Source organism: Paraburkholderia sp. BGA-UO-ETr-F21 (assembly GCF_059567925.1).
On record NZ_JCAQOY010000030.1, the window covers coordinates 15935 to 35435 of the forward strand.

At 63.9% G+C, this 19501-nt stretch carries 17 protein-coding genes; 9 read left to right on the top strand and 8 right to left on the bottom strand.

Features of this window, described 5'->3' with window-relative positions; genetic code table 11:
* Positions 1 to 120 precede the first annotated feature (120 nt).
* From lhpI to AC57B1_RS19670, 3 genes are all read right to left on the bottom strand, one after another.
* Positions 121 to 1059 carry a bifunctional Delta(1)-pyrroline-2-carboxylate/Delta(1)-piperideine-2-carboxylate reductase gene (gene lhpI / locus AC57B1_RS19660; RefSeq protein ID WP_496418364.1) on the bottom strand — a complete coding sequence of 313 codons (939 nt, stop codon included), beginning with the start codon at positions 1057 to 1059 and terminating at the stop codon, positions 121 to 123.
* Between the two features lie 338 nt (positions 1060 to 1397).
* On the bottom strand, positions 1398 to 1649 hold the full coding sequence (locus AC57B1_RS19665; protein WP_496418365.1) for a hypothetical protein: 252 nt from the start codon (positions 1647 to 1649) through the stop codon (positions 1398 to 1400).
* Between the two features lie 177 nt (positions 1650 to 1826).
* Positions 1827 to 3167 (bottom strand): NAD(P)/FAD-dependent oxidoreductase, encoded by a 1341-nt coding sequence (locus AC57B1_RS19670; protein WP_091801962.1) that lies wholly within the window; start codon positions 3165 to 3167, stop codon positions 1827 to 1829.
* A gap of 252 nt (positions 3168 to 3419) precedes the next feature.
* On the opposite strand from AC57B1_RS19670, the gene AC57B1_RS19675 reads away from it, so the two are divergent.
* From AC57B1_RS19675 to AC57B1_RS19685, 3 genes are all read left to right on the top strand, one after another.
* The gene (locus AC57B1_RS19675; protein ID WP_408349546.1) at positions 3420 to 3674 is read left to right on the top strand and encodes a helix-turn-helix transcriptional regulator; all 255 of its coding nucleotides are present in this window, start codon (positions 3420 to 3422) and stop codon (positions 3672 to 3674) included.
* Positions 3675 to 3676: 2 nt separating this feature from the next.
* Positions 3677 to 5017, top strand: a complete 1341-nt coding sequence (locus AC57B1_RS19680; protein ID WP_496418366.1) for a type II toxin-antitoxin system HipA family toxin — start codon at positions 3677 to 3679, stop codon at positions 5015 to 5017.
* A gap of 293 nt (positions 5018 to 5310) precedes the next feature.
* Positions 5311 to 6165 carry a helix-turn-helix domain-containing protein gene (locus AC57B1_RS19685; protein ID WP_496418367.1) on the top strand — a complete coding sequence of 285 codons (855 nt, stop codon included), beginning with the start codon at positions 5311 to 5313 and terminating at the stop codon, positions 6163 to 6165.
* A 46-nt stretch (positions 6166 to 6211) separates the two neighbouring features.
* On the opposite strand, the gene AC57B1_RS19690 is transcribed toward AC57B1_RS19685, so the two are convergent.
* A complete protein-coding gene (locus tag AC57B1_RS19690; protein ID WP_496418368.1) occupies positions 6212 to 8050 on the bottom strand; it encodes an ATP-binding protein in 1839 nt (612 codons plus the stop codon).
* On the bottom strand, positions 8020 to 8550 hold the full coding sequence (locus tag AC57B1_RS19695) for a putative pterin-binding protein (RefSeq protein WP_408184945.1): 531 nt from the start codon (positions 8548 to 8550) through the stop codon (positions 8020 to 8022). The genes AC57B1_RS19690 and AC57B1_RS19695 overlap by 31 nt, the downstream gene beginning before the upstream one ends.
* Positions 8551 to 8783: 233 nt before the next feature.
* Between AC57B1_RS19695 and AC57B1_RS19700 the strand changes: the two genes are divergently transcribed.
* Positions 8784 to 9731, top strand: a complete 948-nt coding sequence (locus tag AC57B1_RS19700; RefSeq protein ID WP_408349534.1) for a phosphoribosyltransferase family protein — start codon at positions 8784 to 8786, stop codon at positions 9729 to 9731.
* Between the two features lie 96 nt (positions 9732 to 9827).
* Here the strand turns inward: AC57B1_RS19700 and AC57B1_RS19705 are convergent, their stop codons facing one another.
* Positions 9828 to 11549, bottom strand: coding sequence for an ATP-binding domain-containing protein (locus tag AC57B1_RS19705; protein ID WP_496418369.1), 1722 nt, complete (start codon positions 11547 to 11549; stop codon positions 9828 to 9830).
* Positions 11550 to 11764: 215 nt separating this feature from the next.
* Here AC57B1_RS19705 and AC57B1_RS19710 point away from each other — a divergent pair, with 215 nt between their 5' ends.
* Positions 11765 to 12391: a glutathione S-transferase family protein gene (locus tag AC57B1_RS19710; RefSeq protein ID WP_408349528.1), complete on the top strand. Its 627-nt coding sequence runs from the start codon at positions 11765 to 11767 to the stop codon at positions 12389 to 12391.
* Positions 12392 to 12547: 156 nt separating this feature from the next.
* Positions 12548 to 13123: a Fur family transcriptional regulator gene (locus AC57B1_RS19715; RefSeq protein WP_496418370.1), complete on the top strand. Its 576-nt coding sequence runs from the start codon at positions 12548 to 12550 to the stop codon at positions 13121 to 13123.
* A 162-nt stretch (positions 13124 to 13285) separates the two neighbouring features.
* On the opposite strand, the gene AC57B1_RS19720 is transcribed toward AC57B1_RS19715, so the two are convergent.
* A complete protein-coding gene (locus AC57B1_RS19720) occupies positions 13286 to 13798 on the bottom strand; it encodes a response regulator (RefSeq protein WP_408349522.1) in 513 nt (170 codons plus the stop codon).
* Between the two features lie 514 nt (positions 13799 to 14312).
* Here AC57B1_RS19720 and AC57B1_RS19725 point away from each other — a divergent pair.
* Positions 14313 to 15032 carry a ribonuclease activity regulator RraA gene (locus AC57B1_RS19725; protein ID WP_496418371.1) on the top strand — a complete coding sequence of 240 codons (720 nt, stop codon included), beginning with the start codon at positions 14313 to 14315 and terminating at the stop codon, positions 15030 to 15032.
* A 204-nt stretch (positions 15033 to 15236) separates the two neighbouring features.
* Here AC57B1_RS19725 and AC57B1_RS19730 read toward each other — a convergent pair whose 3' ends face one another.
* A complete protein-coding gene (locus tag AC57B1_RS19730) occupies positions 15237 to 16025 on the bottom strand; it encodes a TetR/AcrR family transcriptional regulator (RefSeq protein WP_496418372.1) in 789 nt (262 codons plus the stop codon).
* Positions 16026 to 16100: 75 nt separating this feature from the next.
* On the opposite strand from AC57B1_RS19730, the gene AC57B1_RS19735 reads away from it, so the two are divergent.
* Positions 16101 to 17636 (top strand): MDR family MFS transporter, encoded by a 1536-nt coding sequence (locus AC57B1_RS19735; protein ID WP_496418373.1) that lies wholly within the window; start codon positions 16101 to 16103, stop codon positions 17634 to 17636.
* A 395-nt stretch (positions 17637 to 18031) separates the two neighbouring features.
* Positions 18032 to 19300, top strand: a complete 1269-nt coding sequence (locus tag AC57B1_RS19740; RefSeq protein ID WP_408349511.1) for a hypothetical protein — start codon at positions 18032 to 18034, stop codon at positions 19298 to 19300.
* Positions 19301 to 19501: the final 201 nt, after the last annotated feature.

The following is a 19501-nucleotide window of genomic DNA, read 5'->3' on the forward strand; positions in this document are numbered from 1 at the left end:
TGTTTGCAAGGCTTTTTCGGCGCTCACCGGCATGCCGGTCGCATTGCTATATCTCCGCTGCTCGTCACCCCCTCACGCCATGGCACCAGCTACTCACGCACGCTTTTGTGCGGCGAGCCTTCAACTGCCTGACAGCGCATCGCGCGCCACGCGGCACGCCGCCAGATCCCACGCCGCACAGCCGACACTTTTGAAAACGATCGGTTTTTTTTGCGGCCGCAGCGCCGGATTGCCGAGCACCGAGGCGATCCCGCCGACCTGAGCCCAATCCACGCCCGCCTGAATGAAGTCACCGGCCTCGTGGCGCGCTCCGGCCTCGTCGTCGACGAAAAGCGCGCTCCCGGCAATGGTGTGCGCGCCGATCTCGACCATGGCGGGCGTGAATGCGCCGACGCCGATCACGAGGCGCTCCGCGCGCGCGGGTTCGTCGTAGACGGGCTGTCTGCTCGTGGTCAGCGCGATCACGACGTCCACCGAGTCGGGGATGGTCGCGCCGCCGTCTTGCGTGAGCGGCCGAAGCTCGCGCACCTTGTCGTGATGCTGCGCGCAAAATGCCTCGGCGCGCGCGGGCGCACTGCCCTTCACCCATACGCACGCTTCTGGAAACAGCTCGCCGATCGCCTCCAGATGGTTGAGCGCCTGCGTGCCGGTGCCGATCAGCAGGAATTCGCGCGGCGTGCCGGCGGCGAAGGTTTCGACGCCCAGCATCGAGATTGCCGCCGTGCGGCGGCCCGTGACGATCGGTCCGTCGAGGATGAAAAGCGTCTCGCCGGTGTCGGCGTCGAACGTCATCACTTTGCCGTGGATGGTGGGCAGGCCGCGCGGGCCGTTGCTCGGGCACACGTTGACCAGTTTGTGGATCGCGAGATCGGGCGCGGTGGCAGGCATCGACAGCATGATGCCGCCCTCGTTGAGCGGCACGACGAGCCGTTCGGGACTCGCGATGCGTTGCTGTGCATACTCGATGCTCGCGCGCTTGAGTGCGTCGACGAGCGCGGCATACGGAATCAGCCGCGCGGTCGCGGCGGCGTCGAAAATCTGCGTGGTCGGGCGAGTCATGGGCAGGTTGTTCCAGTCCTTGGCAGAGGGTTGAGTTGGGATCGACTAGCTAGCGGCGCTCGCTTCGTCCGCCTCGCGCGATGGATAGATCGGCATCGGCAGGCCCGCGCGCCGCCATCGGTCGGCTCGGGTTCGGGCATCAGGCATGCGGTGGCTTCGTGAGTCGAGGACAAACGATTCTACGACGCCTCGCGCGTCGTAGGGCCGGATCGCGGCAGAGAGCGGGTCAGGTGGGAGGTGACGGGAGGATCAAGCGCCGCTCGAAGAGGGCGTAAGGGCAATCGAGGGCAAATCCCCGAGCGGGTTACAGCGGTGCCACGGGCGGCTCACGCCCCGCCTCATTGCGAGGTATTTTTATCGCTGCCCTTCTTGCCACCCTTGAACATGGCGCGGCACGCCGGACTCAGTTCATCCACGTGCTGCTTCATGCATGCGGTGATTTTGTCTTCGTTGGGAATGTCGGCGGCGCAAAAATGCATTGCATCGCCACGACAGGCCTTGGTCTGCTCATCGCGGCTGGCAGCGTTGACCGGGTTAGCCGAGCTTAGGACGACAAGGCTGGCAGCAAGCAGGACGGAGACTCGATTCATGACAGGTCCGTTATCGCAGAAAGAGATGCAGGCTTTCCAGCAGAAAACGGGCCCGATCATTGCGCTCGCCGATCGGTCCGACCCATGCGGGGTTGTCCCAATGCGTGTAGTACGCATGCCGGCGTGTCGCAACGTGAGTAGTTCGTCGGTCGTGAAGTGGATTGAGCGCGGTGTTTTTTACAGCATGCTGCGAGGCCGCTGCATCGTACCGTCGAAGAAACGCTGCAAACGGAAGGCCGACAGATCGAGCGAGGCCTTGCCGCCGTCGTTCAATTCCGCGAGCAGTTTGCCGACAATCGGTCCCATGGCGAATCCATGACCGCAAAAGCCGGTGGCGATCGTCAAACCGCTAACCTGCGGCGGCGCGTCGATCACGGGGATGCCGTCGGGCAGCACATCGATCAGACCGGCCCATGATTCGACCACCTGCGCGTCCTTCAGCGCGGGGAACAACGCGCGCAGTTTTTTCAACGCACGCGGCGCATGGCTCACATTCGGCTGCGGATGCGGATCGCGCGGATGCAGCACACGGTCGTGTTCCGGCACGCCGCCCGGCAGACGCTCGCGCAGATCGCGCAGACACGCGCCGTTCAGATGGAAGCTGAACTTCTCGCGCTGCGCCCACAACTCGGGCAAGAACCACTTGAGCGCGCGGAAATGGCCGAGCGTCATGTCGACGTCGACCTGCATGTCGTCGGCGAGATTGATCGCGCCGTTCTCGCGTTGCCGCACGCCGAGACCGTGCCCCCAGAACGTCGACGCGGTGATGCGCGGCAACGGGTTGGTGCGCATGCAGGTGCCGCGTACGGCCTGTTGCGGCAGTTCGAGCCCGAGCGTTTTGAGCAGACGCCAACTGCTGGCGCCGGCCGCGCAGATGAAGCGCGAAGTGCGCAGCGTGCCGCGCTCGGTGACCACGCCGGCAATCGCACCGCCCGCGCGCTCGACGCCGATCACGCCGCAGCCTTCGAAAAACAGCGCGCCGGCCTCGGCCGCCCGCGCCGCGAAGGCGGCCGTGGCGCGGCGCGGTTCCGCCTGACCATCGCTCGGGGTGTAGAGGCCGCCGAGCGCCGGGCCGTGCATGCCGGTCACGACCGTGTCGATCTGCTTGCGATCGAGCGTGCGTGTATCGAGCCCGTACTGACGCGCGACGTCCATCCATTGCTGGAAGGAGCTCCAGTCTTCCTCGCCGGTCGCCACGTACAGACAACCGCCCTGACGCCATTCGAGATCGAAATTCAGCTCGCTTTCGAGCGTTTTCCACAGCGGGATGCTGGCCATCATCAACGGCACTTCGGCGGCTTCACGGCCCTGCTGGCGCACGAATCCCCACGCCCGTGACGACTGCTGCCCGGCAATCCGCGATTTGTCGAGCACCACCACCGAGAGGCCACGGCGCGCCAGATAGTACGCGGCCGCGCAGCCCATGATGCCGGCGCCGGCGATCACCACGTCGGCATGTTTCGGAAACGGCTGGTCGGCGGGCGTGAAGTTCGCATGCAGGGGGTAAGTCGTGGTCATCGGACGGGCAGGTTTTAAGTGTGGGCGTAATCTTCGCAGGCGAGGCGCTTGTTCGCAATGCCGCGATGCCTGAGTCTCCCGGCCCGACGCGGAAACGAGACGAAACGGCGCGACATGCGCAGTTTATGCGCCACACAGATATTCGCCGTTTATTCGTCACACGCATATAGTCAAAATATGCGTCATACAAATAATTGACAGATATGCGTGTGGCGCATAAAATGCATTTATTCGTGTTGCGGATAATTTGCCATGCTCCACCTCATCGCCACGCCGGATCAGATGGCCCAGTTGCTTGCCGCCAGCCGGCGGCAAGCCGGACTCACGCAGGCCGAGGCGGCGGCGCGGATCGGCGTCAGCCAAAGCCGCATTTCGGCACTCGAAACCGACGCAGCCGCCCTTACTCTCGCCCAGTTGCTGGCCTTGTGCGGCATCTACGGTCTGCAATTGCAATTGCGCGACAAGAGTCAGACGCTGCCTGGCCCCGCGCCTCTTGTCGAGTGGTGAACATGGGCCGCCAAACTCACTCACGCGCGCTCTCCGTGTGGGCCAATGGCGAGCGGGTCGGCGTCTGGCGCCTGCCCGGGCGCGGCCCCATGGAGTTTGCCTATGATCCCGCGTGGGTCGCCTCGCCCGCGGGACGGCCCCTGTCCCTGTCGATGCCGTTCACGCCGGGCAATCTGGCGCACAAGGGTTCGCGCGTCCTCAACTATTTCGACAATCTGCTGCCCGACAGCGAGGCAATCAGAAAGCGCATCGCCCAACGCTACCGGACCGAGACGCTCGACGCGTTCGACCTGCTGCAAGCCATCGGCCGCGACTGCGTGGGCGCCGTCCAGTTACTCGCCGAGGACGACGCGCCACAAGGTGTCGAACGAATCGAAGGCACGCCGCTCACGGACGCCGAAATCGAAGCCATGCTGGCGCGCACGGTCAGCAACCCTGCGCTCGGCGCGCCCGACGAAACGCACGATTTCCGCATCTCGCTCGCCGGCGCGCAGGAAAAAACCGCGCTGCTGTGGCACGAGGGCAAGTGGCAAAGGCCGCACGGCGCCACGCCCACCACGCACATTTTCAAGCTGCCGCTCGGCCTCGTCGGCAATAAACTCGCCGATCTCAGCACCTCGGTCGAAAACGAGTGGCTCTGTCTGCGGATTCTGCACGCCTTCGGCCTGCCCGTCGCCAACACGGAGATCGTGACGTTCGGCAAGCAACGGGTGTTGAGCGTCGAACGCTTCGACCGCCAGTTGCATTCGAGCGGGCAATGGCTGTTGCGCCTGCCGCAGGAAGACTTCTGCCAGGTGTACGGCGTGCCGTCGCATCGCAAATATGAAAACGAAGGCGGCCCGGGCGTGCTCGACCTTGCGCGGATTCTCCAGCAATCGGTCGAGGCCCGGCAGGACATCGAAACGCTGCTGGCGAGCCAGATCCTGTTCTGGATGCTGGCGGCGCCGGACGGTCACGCGAAAAATTTCAGCATTCGCCTGCTGGCGGGCGGCCACTACCGCCTGACGCCGCTCTACGACGTGATGTCGATCTGGCCGGTGGAAGGCAGCGGCCCGAACCAGTGGTCGTGGTTCAAGGCGAGGCTCGCCATGGGCATGTGGTCGCGCAGCAAACACGACGCGTTTCGCGACGTGCAGCGGCGCCACTTCAACACGATGGCGCTGAAGTGCTCATACGGCGCAAACGCGGAACCGTTGATCCAGCGGTTGATCGAACAGACCCCCGGCGTGATCGAGCGGGTCTCGGCGGAATTGCCCGAGCGTTTTCCGGCCAGGGTCGCCGAACGGATTTTCAAAGGCCTGACAAGCTCGGCGGCGAAGCTCGCCAGCATGCCCGCAGACTAGGCCTGTCGGGCGGCTTGCCCCGTTCGGCGTATTTCTTCACCGATGCGGCACGGTTTAATCGGTAAAATACAATTCATGCTCAATGCATAAAACGATCGCCGCACCAGCCTGTTTCGACACTCATCCTGATGGGCTCGGCGACGCTCAACAAAACTACAGACTGCGATACTTTTTACGGTACATTTGCTGTCCCCCGCGTAGCCGCGTCAATGCGCAATGAATGTGCATGGCAGTGTCGCGCCTGTCGTATCGCGCTCCCCAGTACCCATTAAGACGGCGGATTCTCACGCAGTATGGCCAACGAAACAAACTCACCCGACTCCATCGCAGTCGCCGAGCGCGTGCGCGAGTTGATGAGCCGGCACGGAATCGGCAAACGCCAGCAGACCACGGAACTGTGCCGCATCCTCGATCTGAGTTTTTCACAGGGGCACCGCAAGCTGCGCGGTAACAGCCCGTGGACTCTATCCCAGATCAAGAAGGTCGCCGAGGTGTACGGCGAACCTGCCGCCCAGCTATTCGGCGCGCAATCGCTGGATCCGGGCATGGTCGGCGCGATCGCCCAGGAAGCCGTGTTCAGCGTCGGCGCAATCGAACTGGCCTGCACGGCCTGGATCGGCGCCGCGCTCGAGCCGGGCAGCCGCCCGGAATTCGTCGCGTATTCCAGGCTCGGTCAATGGCGCGTGGCGCGTCACGACGGCACGCTCTACCAAAGCGCGTACGAGGTTCACAAGATCGAGATCTATCCGCGTCGCGCGGAAACCGACAAGCCGACTATCGCCGTGGTCGACGACGATCAGGCAAGCGCCGACAACCTGCGTGACTATCTGGAGCGCAGTGGCTTCACGGCGGTGGCGATCTACGGACTCGCGGCTTTTACCGAACAACTGCAAACCCAGGTGTTCGACGGTGTCGTGATCGACTGGCTGTTCGGCCCGCAAACCTCGGCGGCCGCGATTCGCGCGGTGCGCGCCTCGGAAAACCCGGACGCGCCGATTTTCGTGCTGACCGGTGAATTGCTGACCGGCAAGGCCAGCGAATCGGAGATCAGCCAGGTGATCCGCAATTACGACGTCGCGTGTTATGAAAAGCCCGCGCGCATGGCGATTCTGGTGGCCGATCTGTCGAAGCGGTTGAACCGGCCTTGAGCGGCCTTGAGCGGCCTTGAGCGGCCCTGAGCGGCCTCAACGCGAGTCACACCATGCGCCGCGAAGCCAGGGCCCGCTGCAGCGCGCTGCGAAGCTGCTCGTAATGCACCGGCTTCAGTAGCGCTTCGACGAACGGCCGGGAGCCGGCGTACGTGTCATTGTCCTCGTCCGGCGCATACGCGCTCACCACGATCACCGGCACGCCGGCGGAGGGCCCGCCGCGCGCGGCAAAATCCGCGAGAAACGTGTAGCCGTCGCGCTCGGGCATATGCAGATCGAGCAGCACCACGTCGCAGCGGCGCGCGTCGAGCCAGGCGAGCGCATCGTCGGCATTGGCGACGGCGTGCGCGTCGAAACCCATGTACGCGACCATTTCGCTGAGCGACTCGCGAATCAGACGGTTGTCGTCGACGATCAGCACGCACGGACGCGCGCCCGCGGGCTCGGCGTTCGCCGTCACATCCGGCGGCTCGGCGGCGGCGACCGACGTGACGGGAATGGTCACGGTAAAGGTCGTGCCCTCGCCCACCTTGCTCGCCACCTCGACGGTGCCGCCGAACAGTTTGACCAGTCCCTGCACGATCGTGAGCCCCATCCCCGCGCCTTCGAAGCGGCGCGTGCGCGACGCGTCCAGTTGGGTGAACTCCTGGAAGATCAGCGGAATCTGCGCATGCGGCACGCCGGGCCCCGTATCGCTGACGACGAACATCAGCAGCGCCGGCCGCTGCCGCAACTGCACGCGCACGGTGCCGGTCTCGGTATAACGGATCGCGTTGGTGACGAGGTTGTTGACGATCTGGCGAATCCGGTGCGGATCGGAATCGACCAGGCCGCTCATCCCGCTCGCCTCGCTTTCGAGCCGCAGACCGCGTGCGGCGGCAGACATCGCGTGTTCGTCGACGATCGACGCCAGCAACTCGCGCGGCTCGAAATGTTCGTGACGCAACTCCAGTTTACCGGCGCCGAGGCGCGCATAGTCGGTCAGGTCCTTCATCTGCGCTTCCAGATGCCGCGCCGCGGTATCGAGCCGCTGGATCACCTTGCGGTCCGCTTCGGAGTGATAGTTGAAGCCCAGCAACTCGATCGACGACACAATGGCGTGCAACGGCGTGCGCAGTTCGTGACTGATCATGCCGAGAAACGCGTCCTTGGCGTGACTGGCCTCGCGCGCCGCGCGGCTCGCCTGGTGCTCGGCTTCGAGCGCCGCGTGCTGCTGGCGCATCAGACGCGTGCGGCGCCGCCCATTCAACACGAGCAACAGTGTCGCCGCCGCCGAGAGCAACAGCAGCAACAGACCGCCGGCGAACAGCATGCGGCGCTTGTCGATGAAATCGCGGTTCATCGCTTCGCGGTCGGCAACATCGGCGAAACGGCGGCTCAGTGCGAGATCGTTGACCTCGTTCCAGTGCTGGCGCAGTTGCGCGACGATCCGGTTGGCCTGGCTGCGATCTTTCGGCAACGCATCGATTTCGGGCTCGATGCCACCCAGCAACTGATCGAGCGAATGAATCTCGTCCAGTTGCCTTTGCAGCAGCGAGAGCTGCGTGGTCAGCCGGCGCGTCGAGCCCGCCAGCACATGGAGTTTCGATTGCAGCAGCTGATAACGCAGCATCAATCGCTGATAGTCGTCGTCCACGCCCGACTGATAGAGCAGCAACTGATTCTCGAAGCGCGCGTAGGTAATCTGCAACTGCGCGGCATCCCAGTAGAAACCGTCGTAGGTGCCCGTCAACTGCTCGGTGGTGCGCGGGTTGAGCAGATTCGCGTACAACAGGTAGCCGATCGCGCCCGCCGGCGCCGCGAGCGCGGTCAGCCAGATCAGCACGTACACGACACGGCGCCACGGGCGGCGCACTATTTGACGATGAGGGCCTTGATCTGCCATACGAATTTCGAATCGCCCGAAGCGCCCGCGAGTTCATCGGGGAACGCATCGCGCGGGTAAATAAGGAACAGCGGCCCGAAGTCGCTGATCTTAAGACGCCGACCATTCATGCTGTACGCGACGATCACGCCGTAGCGATCGCAGTCCGACACAGGAACGGTGTAGGTGTAGTCGTCGAGCGTATGGATTTCGACCTGACTGCCATACGCGCCGACCGTCTTCAGAATATCCGCGAGCAAGGGGCCTGTGAAGGTGGAACGCGGCGTCCAGGTAGTCGCGGTCGTGATCGCGTGGACCGGCAGCGCGAGCAGTTGAGCCTCGGTGAAGCGATATGTCTGGTGGGACGCATCGCTCGTCTTGCCGATCTTGCCGCGCACATCGAGCGATAAAGGTGGCAGGTCCGACTGAGCCTGTGCGCCCCATGCGGCCAGTGCGAGAACGACGCCCGCGGCCCAGATTGCACATTTGCTGCCCTTCACCCCTGCGGTCGAGCTGGTCATCTGCTTTTATATTCCGTTATCTAATTTCCTGCGGGCGGCCTGACAGGCCCCGGGTCCGATCTGTTGCCGCGCCCGCCACCCGTTGCCTCCGACGCGCGATCTTTGAACCGCATGCATAATATCGCCAAAATTCTCTGTCTCAAAAACGAGGAACCGCGGCGGCGCGAGCGCCGTACGCTGCTTCCGCGCCAGAAACAGTTGCCCCACACGCGCCACGCGCCTCCCTACGAGTCATGAACAAGCCGGTCTTGCCCCTGACGTACGAACAACTCGATCACTGGATCGAGTCGCTGCAACCAGCCCTGCTGGCCGAGCGCTTCACGATGGCGATCGGCATTCTGCGGGGCGGCGCCCCGCTCGCGCTGATGGTGTCGCATGCGGTCGGCACGCCGGTCGCCTTCCTGCGCTACGACCGCCAGACACGCACGGTCGCCTGGGATTCGACGCTGCCGATTCCGCCGGCAGGCTCGAACGTGCTGCTGTGCGAGGACATCGCGGGGCGCGGTTTCACGCTGACCGATTGCATCGCGTTTCTTCAGCAGCAAGGCCTCGTGGTCAGAACGCTGACCGGTGCCGCGGACGAGCTGAGCCGCATGCAACCCGACTATACGATCGATGCTCGCGGCTACTTCGCCTTGTTCCCGTGGGAACGCCAGGCCTACACCGAGCGTTATCGCGACGACTGGGCGCGCGTCGAAGCAGGCGAGGCACCCGCGATGGCGGACGATCACGAATACGCCACGTACGCGATCGACCTGGACGGCATTCTGCTGCCCGACGTGCCGCTCACGCGTTATGACGAAGACCTCGCCGCCGCGCTCGCCGAACGCGATGCACTGCTGCCATTCGACGTGCTGCCCGGCATCGACCTGAAGCAGGTTCTAACGATCATCACCGGACGGCCGGAAGTGGATCGCGCGCGTACCGAAGCGTGGCTTGCACGGCACGGTTTTGGCCACCTGCAACTGCTGATGCGAACGCCCGACACGCACGATGAAAGTCCCGCCGGCAGCGCCGCTCACAAGGCTACGGCCGCATTGCGCGGCGGTGTCACGCATTTTATCGAGAGCGATCCAGTGCAGGCGCTGCTGATCGCACAACAGGCGCCGCTCTTGCGGGTGATCTGGTGGGACGCGCACACGCAAACCGGCATGCTGGTCGGCGCGCGTGCGTGGGTTTGAGCGCGTGAATGGCTCAAGTGGCCTGATAGGTCCAGATGACCTCGATCGCCCAGGTGGTCCCAACGGCCTGACCAACCGCAACGGACCTGCTCGCTGCTAACCTTCGCGCGCCTCTTTCACTTCCTTCGTCTCCTTGCCGTCGCGCAAATGCAGATGCCGCGCGGCCCGTTGCGACGCGACGACGATCAGCTTCATCGTCGCGCGGGTGGCGCCGACGAACAGCTTGCGCGCGATACGCTCGTCGAAGGTCTCGAAGTCGACCTCGGTGAAAATCACGCACGGCGCCGCCTGCCCCTTGAAGCGGTAGATCGATTCGAACAGCACGTCCCCTTCGCGGTACTCCGGGGTGCCGAACAGATCGTACTTACCCGTGAAACTACGCAGCCGATGCGGCCCGAGATGATCCAGCGCGGTCATCGCCGAGCCTTCGCGGCCGCGAAACGACAGCACCACGATGTCCTGCTTGCGAAAGCCGAGCGAGAGCGCCTGCGTGATAGCGCGCTTGGTGGCTTCGATGCTGCTTTCGGCCGCATTGGCTCCGTCGTAGGTGGAAAGCGAGATATCGGAGCCGTCGAACGGACTGCCCGACGCGAGCGCCGCCGCGACCGGCACCGACGCGCCGACCACGTTGCGCACATAGTCGAGAATGTCACGCGGGCTGCGATAGTTGGTGGTCTCTTTCAGCGTAGTCCAACCGGGCAGCGCGACCGGTTCACGCATGTACAGATTCTGCAGCGGATCTTCGAGCCACCACCACGCGGCGCCTGGGCGCAACAGGCGCTCGAGCGCGGCGACCCACGGCTGCTGGAAGTCCTGGCCTTCGTCGACGATCAGAACATCGAATTGCCAGCGCGGACCGATCGGCGTTTCGGCGAAAATCGTTTCCAGCTGATCGAACGCCGCGAGCGAAGTCCCGTTGGGGGACACGCCGCCCGCCTGGAAATCCGGTTCGCGGCCGGCATCACGCGCGATCCAGTCGCATAGCTGGTGATAGTTCGCCACTTTCGCCTCGGGCGGCGCCACCCGCGCGATGTGATCCGCCAGCGGCCGGTTGAAGCACACATAGAGCGGCTGCTGGCCGCGCGCCACCGCGTCTTTCATGACCTGCACCGCGAGTTGCGTCTTGCCGGAGCCGGCCGTGCCGATTACGCGCAAGCGGAACGGCGAGAATTCGAGCCGCCTCGCCCACGTGGCGAGGCCGCCCGCCAGACGCGTGACGAGCGTGCCCGCCTGCCCGAGCAGCGCGCTCGCGTCGGGCGTGAGCGCCAGTTCGTCGGCGAAAAAATGGTGAATTTTTGGCGCGATCGCGAGGCGCGGCTCATCGGCCGGCAACGCTTCGCGGATAACCGCCGCGAGCCGGTCCTTACGCGTGGCGTCGACGATCCGGGCGGGATTCACGCCGGCAATCGCCGTGTCCTTGACGATGTGATCCGGGCAATACAACAGTTCCTCGATGAAATACGTACCCGCGCCGAAGGCCGCGGTAAAGCGCCGGTGCAAACTTTCGACGGTGTGCGCGAGCGCGATCGCCACATTGCGCTCGGTCTGCAAGTGGACCTTGACGAGCCCTTTCGGCGTTTCGCGCAGGAAGCCGGTTTTCTGTTCGACGATCATCATTCGCCCGGCCGGACTGACGATCACGAAGTCGGCTTCGCCGAACACCGAGAAGTTCTGGTTCAGCCGTGTCCAGTGCACGCCGTGATAGACGGTGTAGCCATCGGGAAGCGCTTCTTCCAGCAACGCCAGTGTTTCGCGCTCGCGGGCCGCCGCGCCGGTGGCGGCGAGGCTCTTCCAGTCGTCGGGAATGATACGGGCCATGCGTGCCTCGTCGAATTCGGGTGGGCTCATTGTACGCAACGCATGCGTATTGCCGAATGCCTGTCGCAGCGTCGCTTTCAGGCGTACCGCCCGGTTCGTCCGGCACGGCCGGTTGCCGCCCGGCGGCGCGCACTGGCACGCGCATCGTGTATCGTTACTGGTTGAACGCCGCGCGACGGGCGCGGCTTGCCAACTGTCAAGGAAGGATTTACCGGATGATTACGATCTGGGGACGCGCCAATTCGGTCAACGTCCAGAAAGTTTTGTGGTGCTGCGATGAGTTGGTGCTGCCGTATGACCGAATCGACGCTGGCCTGCAATTTGGCCGCAACGACGAACCCGCCTATCTCGCGATGAACCCGACGGGCAAGATTCCGACGCTGGTCGACGACGACTTCGTGCTGTGGGAATCGAATTCGATTTTGCGCTATCTGGTGCTGCAATACGGCGAAGCCAGCCTGCTGTATCCCTCTGACCCGAGGTCGCGCGCCGGCATCGACCGTTGGCTGGACTGGTCGTTGTCCACGTTGCAACCCGCCGAGCGTCCGGTGTTCTGGGCGCTCGTGCGCACACCCGCCGCCGAGCGCGACACCACCAAACTCGCCAGCGACTTCAACGCCGTCGCCGTTCTGTGGCGCATGCTGGACACGCATCTGCAAGGGCGCTTCTTTCTCGAAGGCGAGAAGTTCACGCTGGCCGACATCGTGATCGGCGCGTACGCGAAACGCTGGTTCGGCGTGGACGGCGTCGAGCGTCCGCCGCTGCCGAATCTGCAGCGCTGGTATTCGCGCATTGCGACGCGCACGGGTTTCAAGAAGTATGTCGACTTTCCGCTGACTTGATTGAGCCGTCGCGTTTGTCCGATCTGGCCGCGTGTGGCCAAGGCTCCGGTCACACGCCGTGCTTCTGCCGCTGTTGCGCGAGTCCGGCCCGCCGCGCACTCGTGCGGCGCGCCGCGCGCTGGCACAGCGAGGCACGATGGCCTTTATAATCGACGCATGAAGACTGCCAAGCCCGCCGCGACCATCCACAAAGCCGCCCCGACCAACTCCGCTCACACCCATGAGCCGGGGCACACGCACGGTGACTCGCAGGAAGCCGCCTTGACACTCGCGGAAGAATATTGCCGCGAACGCGGCGAAAAACTCACGCCGATCCGTCGTAAAGTGCTCGAATTGCTGTTGAATTCCGGGCGCGCGACCAAAGCGTATTCGCTCCTCGACGAGATGCGCCAGATCCATCCCGGCTCGGCGCCGCCCACCGTTTATCGGGCGCTGGATTTTCTGCTCTCGGCGGGGCTCGTGCATCGCATCGAATCGATCAATGCGTTCACCGTTTGCCACGATCTGACGCAATGTCAGCATGGCATTCTGGTGGTTTGCCAGCAATGCGGCAACGTCACCGAATTGCATCAGCCCAAGCTGCGCCAGGCGCTGGTCACGCAAATCGAAGACGCGGGCTACCGGCTCGCGAGCGATGAAATCGAATTAAAGGGATTGTGCTCCGCCTGTCAGGCAGCGGAGGCAGCGGCGTCGAACCCTGATCCGGCCGCGCCCGTCGCCACCGTCAAATAGCGGCAGCGAGGCCGGCCGGTTCGCGGACCGCGCAGTGGCGGCTCGCCGCTCAGGCGCCGGGCGTCCGAAACTGCAAGCGGCACTCGGCGGATCCGAAGGAACGCGACTGCCGCGCGCCACAGATATTGGCAGACCATCTGCTGCGAGGCCGTCCTGCTGTATTCAGCCTGCAGCGCGAGCGTCGATCGCGTCGTGCAGCAACTTCACGAGGTCTTCCGGCAAAGCCGGTTTGGTCATGAAGTGCTGAAAACCTTCGCCGATGCTTCGTAACCGGTAAGCGTCGTCGGTATGGCCGGTGAGCGCGACGGCCACTGAAGGCACGTGATCCCCGCGAATCTCGTGGTCGCGCAAGCGCTGGATCAGATAGAAGCCATCCATGGCGGGCAGTTCGAGGTCGCATACCACGGCGTCGGGCAACAATCGCAGCGCCGCCTCCACGCCCTCTTCCGCATCCGCCACGGCGACGACATGCGCGCCTTCTGCTTCGAGTAGCAAGGTCAGCGATTCCCGGCTATCCGGGTCGTCTTCTACGAGCACGATCGTGGCCTGATCGAGTCTCAATGCTGCATTCATTTTCTGTTGTTGCTCTAAAAAACCGGTTAGGCCGTCAGACGTGGCCAACGTGTCACTCTGCTGTTTGCCGCCGATCTGCGCGGCTGCGATAGTGCTGTTCATGGTCCGACTCGATTTCATGCGCCGAGTTGCAAACAAGCCCGCGATTGTAAAACATGGCCTGAGCGCCAACGCGTGCGCCAGTAATGCGCCAAAATTGCACGCCAATGAAAAACCGGCGCTCGGCGCCATTGTCATGGCCGACCGATGCCGACTCCCGATTCGCCACGGCGGCTCGTGCAAATCCCATTCGGCACGGCCTATCCCGCCCAGCGTCTCTTTTCACATTCCTGTTCGTTGCGATGCCGGCGGTGGTGCTTGATGCCGTCTGCATTAACGTCCACCCCATCGGTAGCACGTAGCGTGCCTCGCCGGCTTCCGTGCGGAGAGGTTGGATTGTGTGGCGGGTGGCGGCTTGGCAGCGGGTGACGGGTGACGGGTGGCGCGACATGCGTGGCGCTATCATCGTGTGCGCGGGCAGTATCGGGACGTTTCAGCGGCCCGTCGCGCCGCAGGCCGTACGCCGCGCATGCCCTCTCGCTATTCACCACTCTCAACCCGGAGGCCGTCCTACACCATGCCCGATCTCGACTCCGCCACGCTCGAAGCACTTCGTCACGTCAGTAGCGCGACACTCACCACCCAGCTGTTCAAACGCGGCTTGCGCAACACGTTCATGCAAGGCGTCGCGCCGCTTGCCGCGCACAGCGGCGCGAATCTGGTCGGGCCGGCGTTTACGTTGCGCAACATTCCGTCGCGTGAGGACATCGACGTGCTGGAATTGTTTGCCGATCCCGAGTACGCCCAACGCAAGTGCGTCGAAACGATTCCGGCCGGCCACGTGCTCGTGCAGGATTGCCGCGGCGAGCGCGGCAGTGCGTCGTTCGGTTCGATCCTGACGCAACGTTTGCAGGTTCGCGGCGTGGCGGGCATGGTGTCCGACGGCCCCGTGCGAGACAGCCCGACGATCACCGCTTTAGGGTTTCCAGTGTTCTGCGCGGGCGCCAGCGCGCCGCCCAACCTGATCCGCCATCATGCGGTGGATATCAATGTGCCGATCGGCTGCGGAGGCGTCGCCGTGTTTCCCGGCGACGTGATCGTAGGCGATGCGGATGGCGTCGTGGTGATTCCGCTGAAAATGGCCGACGAGATCGCCCAAGCCGCCGCCGAACAGGAGCAACTCGAAGCGTTTCTCACCGAGCGGATTCGCGACGGCGCGGCCTTGCCGGGCACCTACCCGCCAAACGATGCGACGAAGGCCGCTTACGAAGCGTGGAAGCAGAAACGGAAAGCGTGAGACCGGAATAGCGTGGAAAGGCGGTGTAGCGTGTGGGCCGGTCATGAGAATTCGCAGCATGTACGCGCGGCACAGTGAGCGGCGAGCGGCGAGCGGCGAGCGGCGAGCGGCGAGCGGCGAGCGAGAAGCTTAAAGCGAGAAACGGGAAACGGGAAACGAGGAGAGGCGCAATGAGCGGACATGCGCAGGCGGCAGCCCTCCGCGTCAACCTCCCTTCTTCGGACCCATTCCCTGCAGCAGCAACGCCACGGCATGCCGGGCAATTTCCTCGCCGCCGATGTTGCGACGCATGGGATCGTTACGCCACAGTTTCGACGCAGCCAGCGGCAAAATCGTCAGCCCTAGTAGCGTGACGAAGACGAGCGCGGGTTCCAGCCCCGCGTTGAGCCGTCCCTCTTTCTGCCAGCGCGCGATGGCCAACAGCGACGCCTTCTGATGCGCGTCGCCAAAGCGTTCATGCATGCGCTGGCGCAGCAAGCCGCCGTCGCTAATGACTTCGCGCACCCACAGTGATGGAAACCACGGGTTGTCGACGGCCACCCGCACCATCCGCTGCGCGAGTTGCGTGATTGCCGCCACTGGATCGTCGGGATTTTCCTGGAACGGCACGCCCAGCCCGGCGCGCAACGGAGCGAAACGCTCGTCGATCAACACGTCGAGCAGCTGATCGCGCGTCTTGAAGTAGTAATGCATCATCGCCGGCGTGAAGCCGGCCTCGCGAGCAATCTCCCCAAGCGTGGTGTCGACAATGCCCTGTCGCGCAAACAACTCGAGCGCCGCGTCGAGCAGACGGTTGCGCTGCTCGACGCCACGCGCCGCGCCGGACGGCCGGCCCGGCCGCCGGGCGGGCACGGTGGCCTCGTGGCTTGCTGGCGCGCCGTCCTCCGCTTCAACGGGCCGCCCGCGCGCCGCCCGCGGCCGGCGAACCTTCACGGTAGCCGTGTCGCTCGGGGCGTTCTTCACCGCTGGATCGTCGGACGGAATTCTTGCCATTGCACTCGATTTGACTGGTAACGCGATGTCGCATATATTAATCTCTAAATTAATTAATTTCAACGACCCAATGCCATGGATCAATCGACCACGACTCAACCCGCCGCGCTGACGCACCCTCACGCGCAGGACGGCACGCAGGCTGGCGATCACCCGCCGATCCGCCTGCTGTTTCCGGCGCTGCTACTGGTGATGTTGCTCGCCGCGCTCGATCAGACGATCGTTTCGACCGCGCTGCCGACCATCGTCGGCGAACTGGGCGGGCTCAACAACCTGTCATGGGTAGTGACCGCATACCTGCTCAGCTCGACGATCGTCGTGCCGCTGTACGGCAAGTTCGGCGATCTGTTCGGCCGCAAGATCGTGCTCCAGACCGCAATCATCGTCTTCCTGGTGGGCTCCGCGTTGTGCGGCGTCGCGCAGGACATGACGCAGCTCATCGTGCTGCGCGCGCTGCAAGGTCTCGGCGGCGGCGGTTTATTGGTGGTCACGATGGCCGCCATCGCGGATGTGATTCCGCCGGCTGAACGCGGCCGCTATCAAGGCGTGTTCGGCGGCGTGTTCGGTCTCGCGACCGTCGTCGGCCCGCTGCTCGGTGGCTTTCTCGTCGAGCACCTGACGTGGCGCTGGATCTTCTACATCAACCTGCCGCTCGGCATCATCTCGCTCGTCGTGATCGGCGCGGTCTTCAAGCCGCATGTGCGCCAAGTGAAGCACACGATCGACTACATGGGTGCCGCATTTCTCGCCGGCGCCCTCACCTGCATCATCCTGTTCACGAGCCAGGGCGGCACGATCCTGCCGTGGTCGTCGCCGCAACTATGGTTCACGCTGGGCATGGGCCTCGTGGCGATCTGGGGCTTCATTCACGAGGAACGCAGCGCCGTCGAACCGATCATGCCGCTCGAACTCTTCAAACAGCGCACGTTTCTGCTGAGCAGCCTGATTGGTTTCATCATCGGCGTGTCGCTGTTCGGCTCGGTGACGTTCCTGCCGTTGTATTTGCAGGTGGTCAAAGGCTCGACGCCGTCGCAAGCTGGCATGCAGATGCTGCCGATGATGGGCGGCCTGTTCCTGATGTCGATGGTGACCGGCCGCGTGATCAGCAAGATCGGCAAATACCGCATGTTCCCGATTGCCGGCACGTTCCTCGTGGCGATCGCGATGTTGCTGCTCGCGCGCCTGCAGATCAATACGCCGATTCATGTGATGTATATCGACATGGGCATTCTCGGCTGTGGTCTCGGCATGGTGATGCAGGTGCTGATTCTCGCCGTGCAGAACACCGTCGAGTTCAAGCACATGGGCGTGGCCACTTCGGGCGCGACGTTGTTCCGCTCGATCGGCGGCTCGATCGGCGTGGCCGGTTTCGGCGCCGTGTTCTCGAACGGCCTCGCCGCGCGTCTGGAAAAGCTGATTCCGGCGGACACCGAATTGCCGCATGCGCTCGGGCCCGCCGCGATTCATCAGTTGCCGCCAGCATTGCGCGACGACTATCTGCAGGCGTTCGCCGGCGCGCTGCACACGGTGTACCTCTCGGCTGCGTGCGTGGTGGTATTGGCGTTCGCGCTCGCGTGGCTGCTGAAGGATCATCCTCTACGTAAACACTGATTATCGTGCCGCTTGCGTTAAGCGCTTGATGCAAGCGCTTAACGACGGTGAAAACCGCGACAAAGACGAGGTCGAACGCCATGCGCGCCGACCTCGTTCTGTTTTTTGCGTGAATCGAAAGGTGTGAAAAAATCTCCGCAGCCGTTCGTCCTGCCGGCATGGAGTGCAATTCGTCGTACCTGTGAATGTTCGCTAGCGCACATAGGATAGGTAGCAACGTCGATTGACGTTCTGATCGAAACGCCACATATTGCGAGCAGCGGCACCGCAAGCTTGGGCTTGCCGCTGAGGACTCTCCGGCGCATGTGGATCGTGATTTCCGCGGACATTGCTCCCGCTTCAACATGATCCGGAACATGCCGTAATGGCATTGTTTTACAAAGGTGGGTCACAGCATGTCCACCCAGACACTGATCGGACACAGTTTTCCGACGCCCTGCAAACGGTGTGGCGGGGCACTGTACAGGCAAGTCGACTATTGTCCCTATTGCGGTGCGGTGCATCCGCTCGACGCGGGTCCGCACAAGCGCACCGTGATTCCCGGCAGTCGCGCGAGCGCCACTACGAAAGCTGCGCAAAAGAACAACCTCGATCCATCAACACTGGACGAAACCAACTTCGCGTCGCGTGCGATGGTCGCTGGCGAACCCGTTACCGGCGAGACCGCGCTACCCGCCTCGGCGCTCGTGTCGCCGGACGCACCGGCGCCGCATCTTTCCCAACCGGCTAAAGCGACGAGCCATGGGACGATTTCGATTCGCAGGGCGCTCTATGCCATCGGGGCGGTTGTCGTCATCGGCCTGGGGTATGTCGGATATTCGCTATTCAGCGATCGCGATCTGTCGAGCGGAAATGGCGGCCAGTCCGCCGATAACGAAACTAATCAGGATGCCAGAACGACGACCGGCACGATCGCGCCGTACACACCGGCTCAGTCCGACAACCAGCTCGCCGCTGCGGGCAAACCCGCCGTGTCGGTTAACCCCGCGAAGCCGGCTCAGGTGATACCGGCGGCGCCCGTCACGCCGCCTGTTGTTGCGGCGGCGCCCGTCAAACCCGCGCCGCCCCGGTTCAGCGATGCCGCACAGGCCTTGCAATCAGCGCGCCTCGCGTTGCGCGGCAACGATCTCTCTTCAGCACAAGCCGCGCTCGGCGCCGCTCAGGCGCTGCAACCAGGCAATTCCGACGCTCAAGACCTGGCGGGAGAATTGAAGCCCCTGCTCGCACGCCGCGACGCCGCGTTGCAGGCGGCGCAAACTTGCGCCGCGCAGCAGTCGTGGCCTTGCGCCCGTCAGCACGCCAACGAGGCGCTCGTGCTCGACACCGGCAATGAAACTGCGAAGTCCATTCTGGCCCGCGTGATTCGCGAGACCGGTTGGGCACCGCTCACCCCGCACGCCGCAGCGGGCACCGCGCCGCAAGTCAAACCGACTGCACAAGCGCAAGCCGCACCACCGTCTCAGCAGGTGGCTCAACTGCAAACCCCGCTTCCCCAAGGTATGCCGGCGAATAATCAGGCCGCAATGGGCGGTCCCCGCCCCGCGACCACGGCGCCCGACAACAACAGTGTCGAAGCGCGCGAACGCGCGATCAAAGACTCCGGCTGGAACCGCGCGAACGCGAATGCCGCCAAGCCCGGCGCGGGCACCGCACTCAAGCAGTGAACAATATTCTGGATACCAAAACACATAGTCGACGTGAGCGGCATCCGAATGCATAAGGGCGCGCATAAGCGCCCGTGGTTTGAGAGGTAACAGACGGACGTGGCTTTCTCAGCACATAGAACATGACATGGCAAACCGGCTCACTGGTGCTTCGCGTGCCGACGCGCGAAGCTGTACGAACCTGACCGATAGGTAGATAGA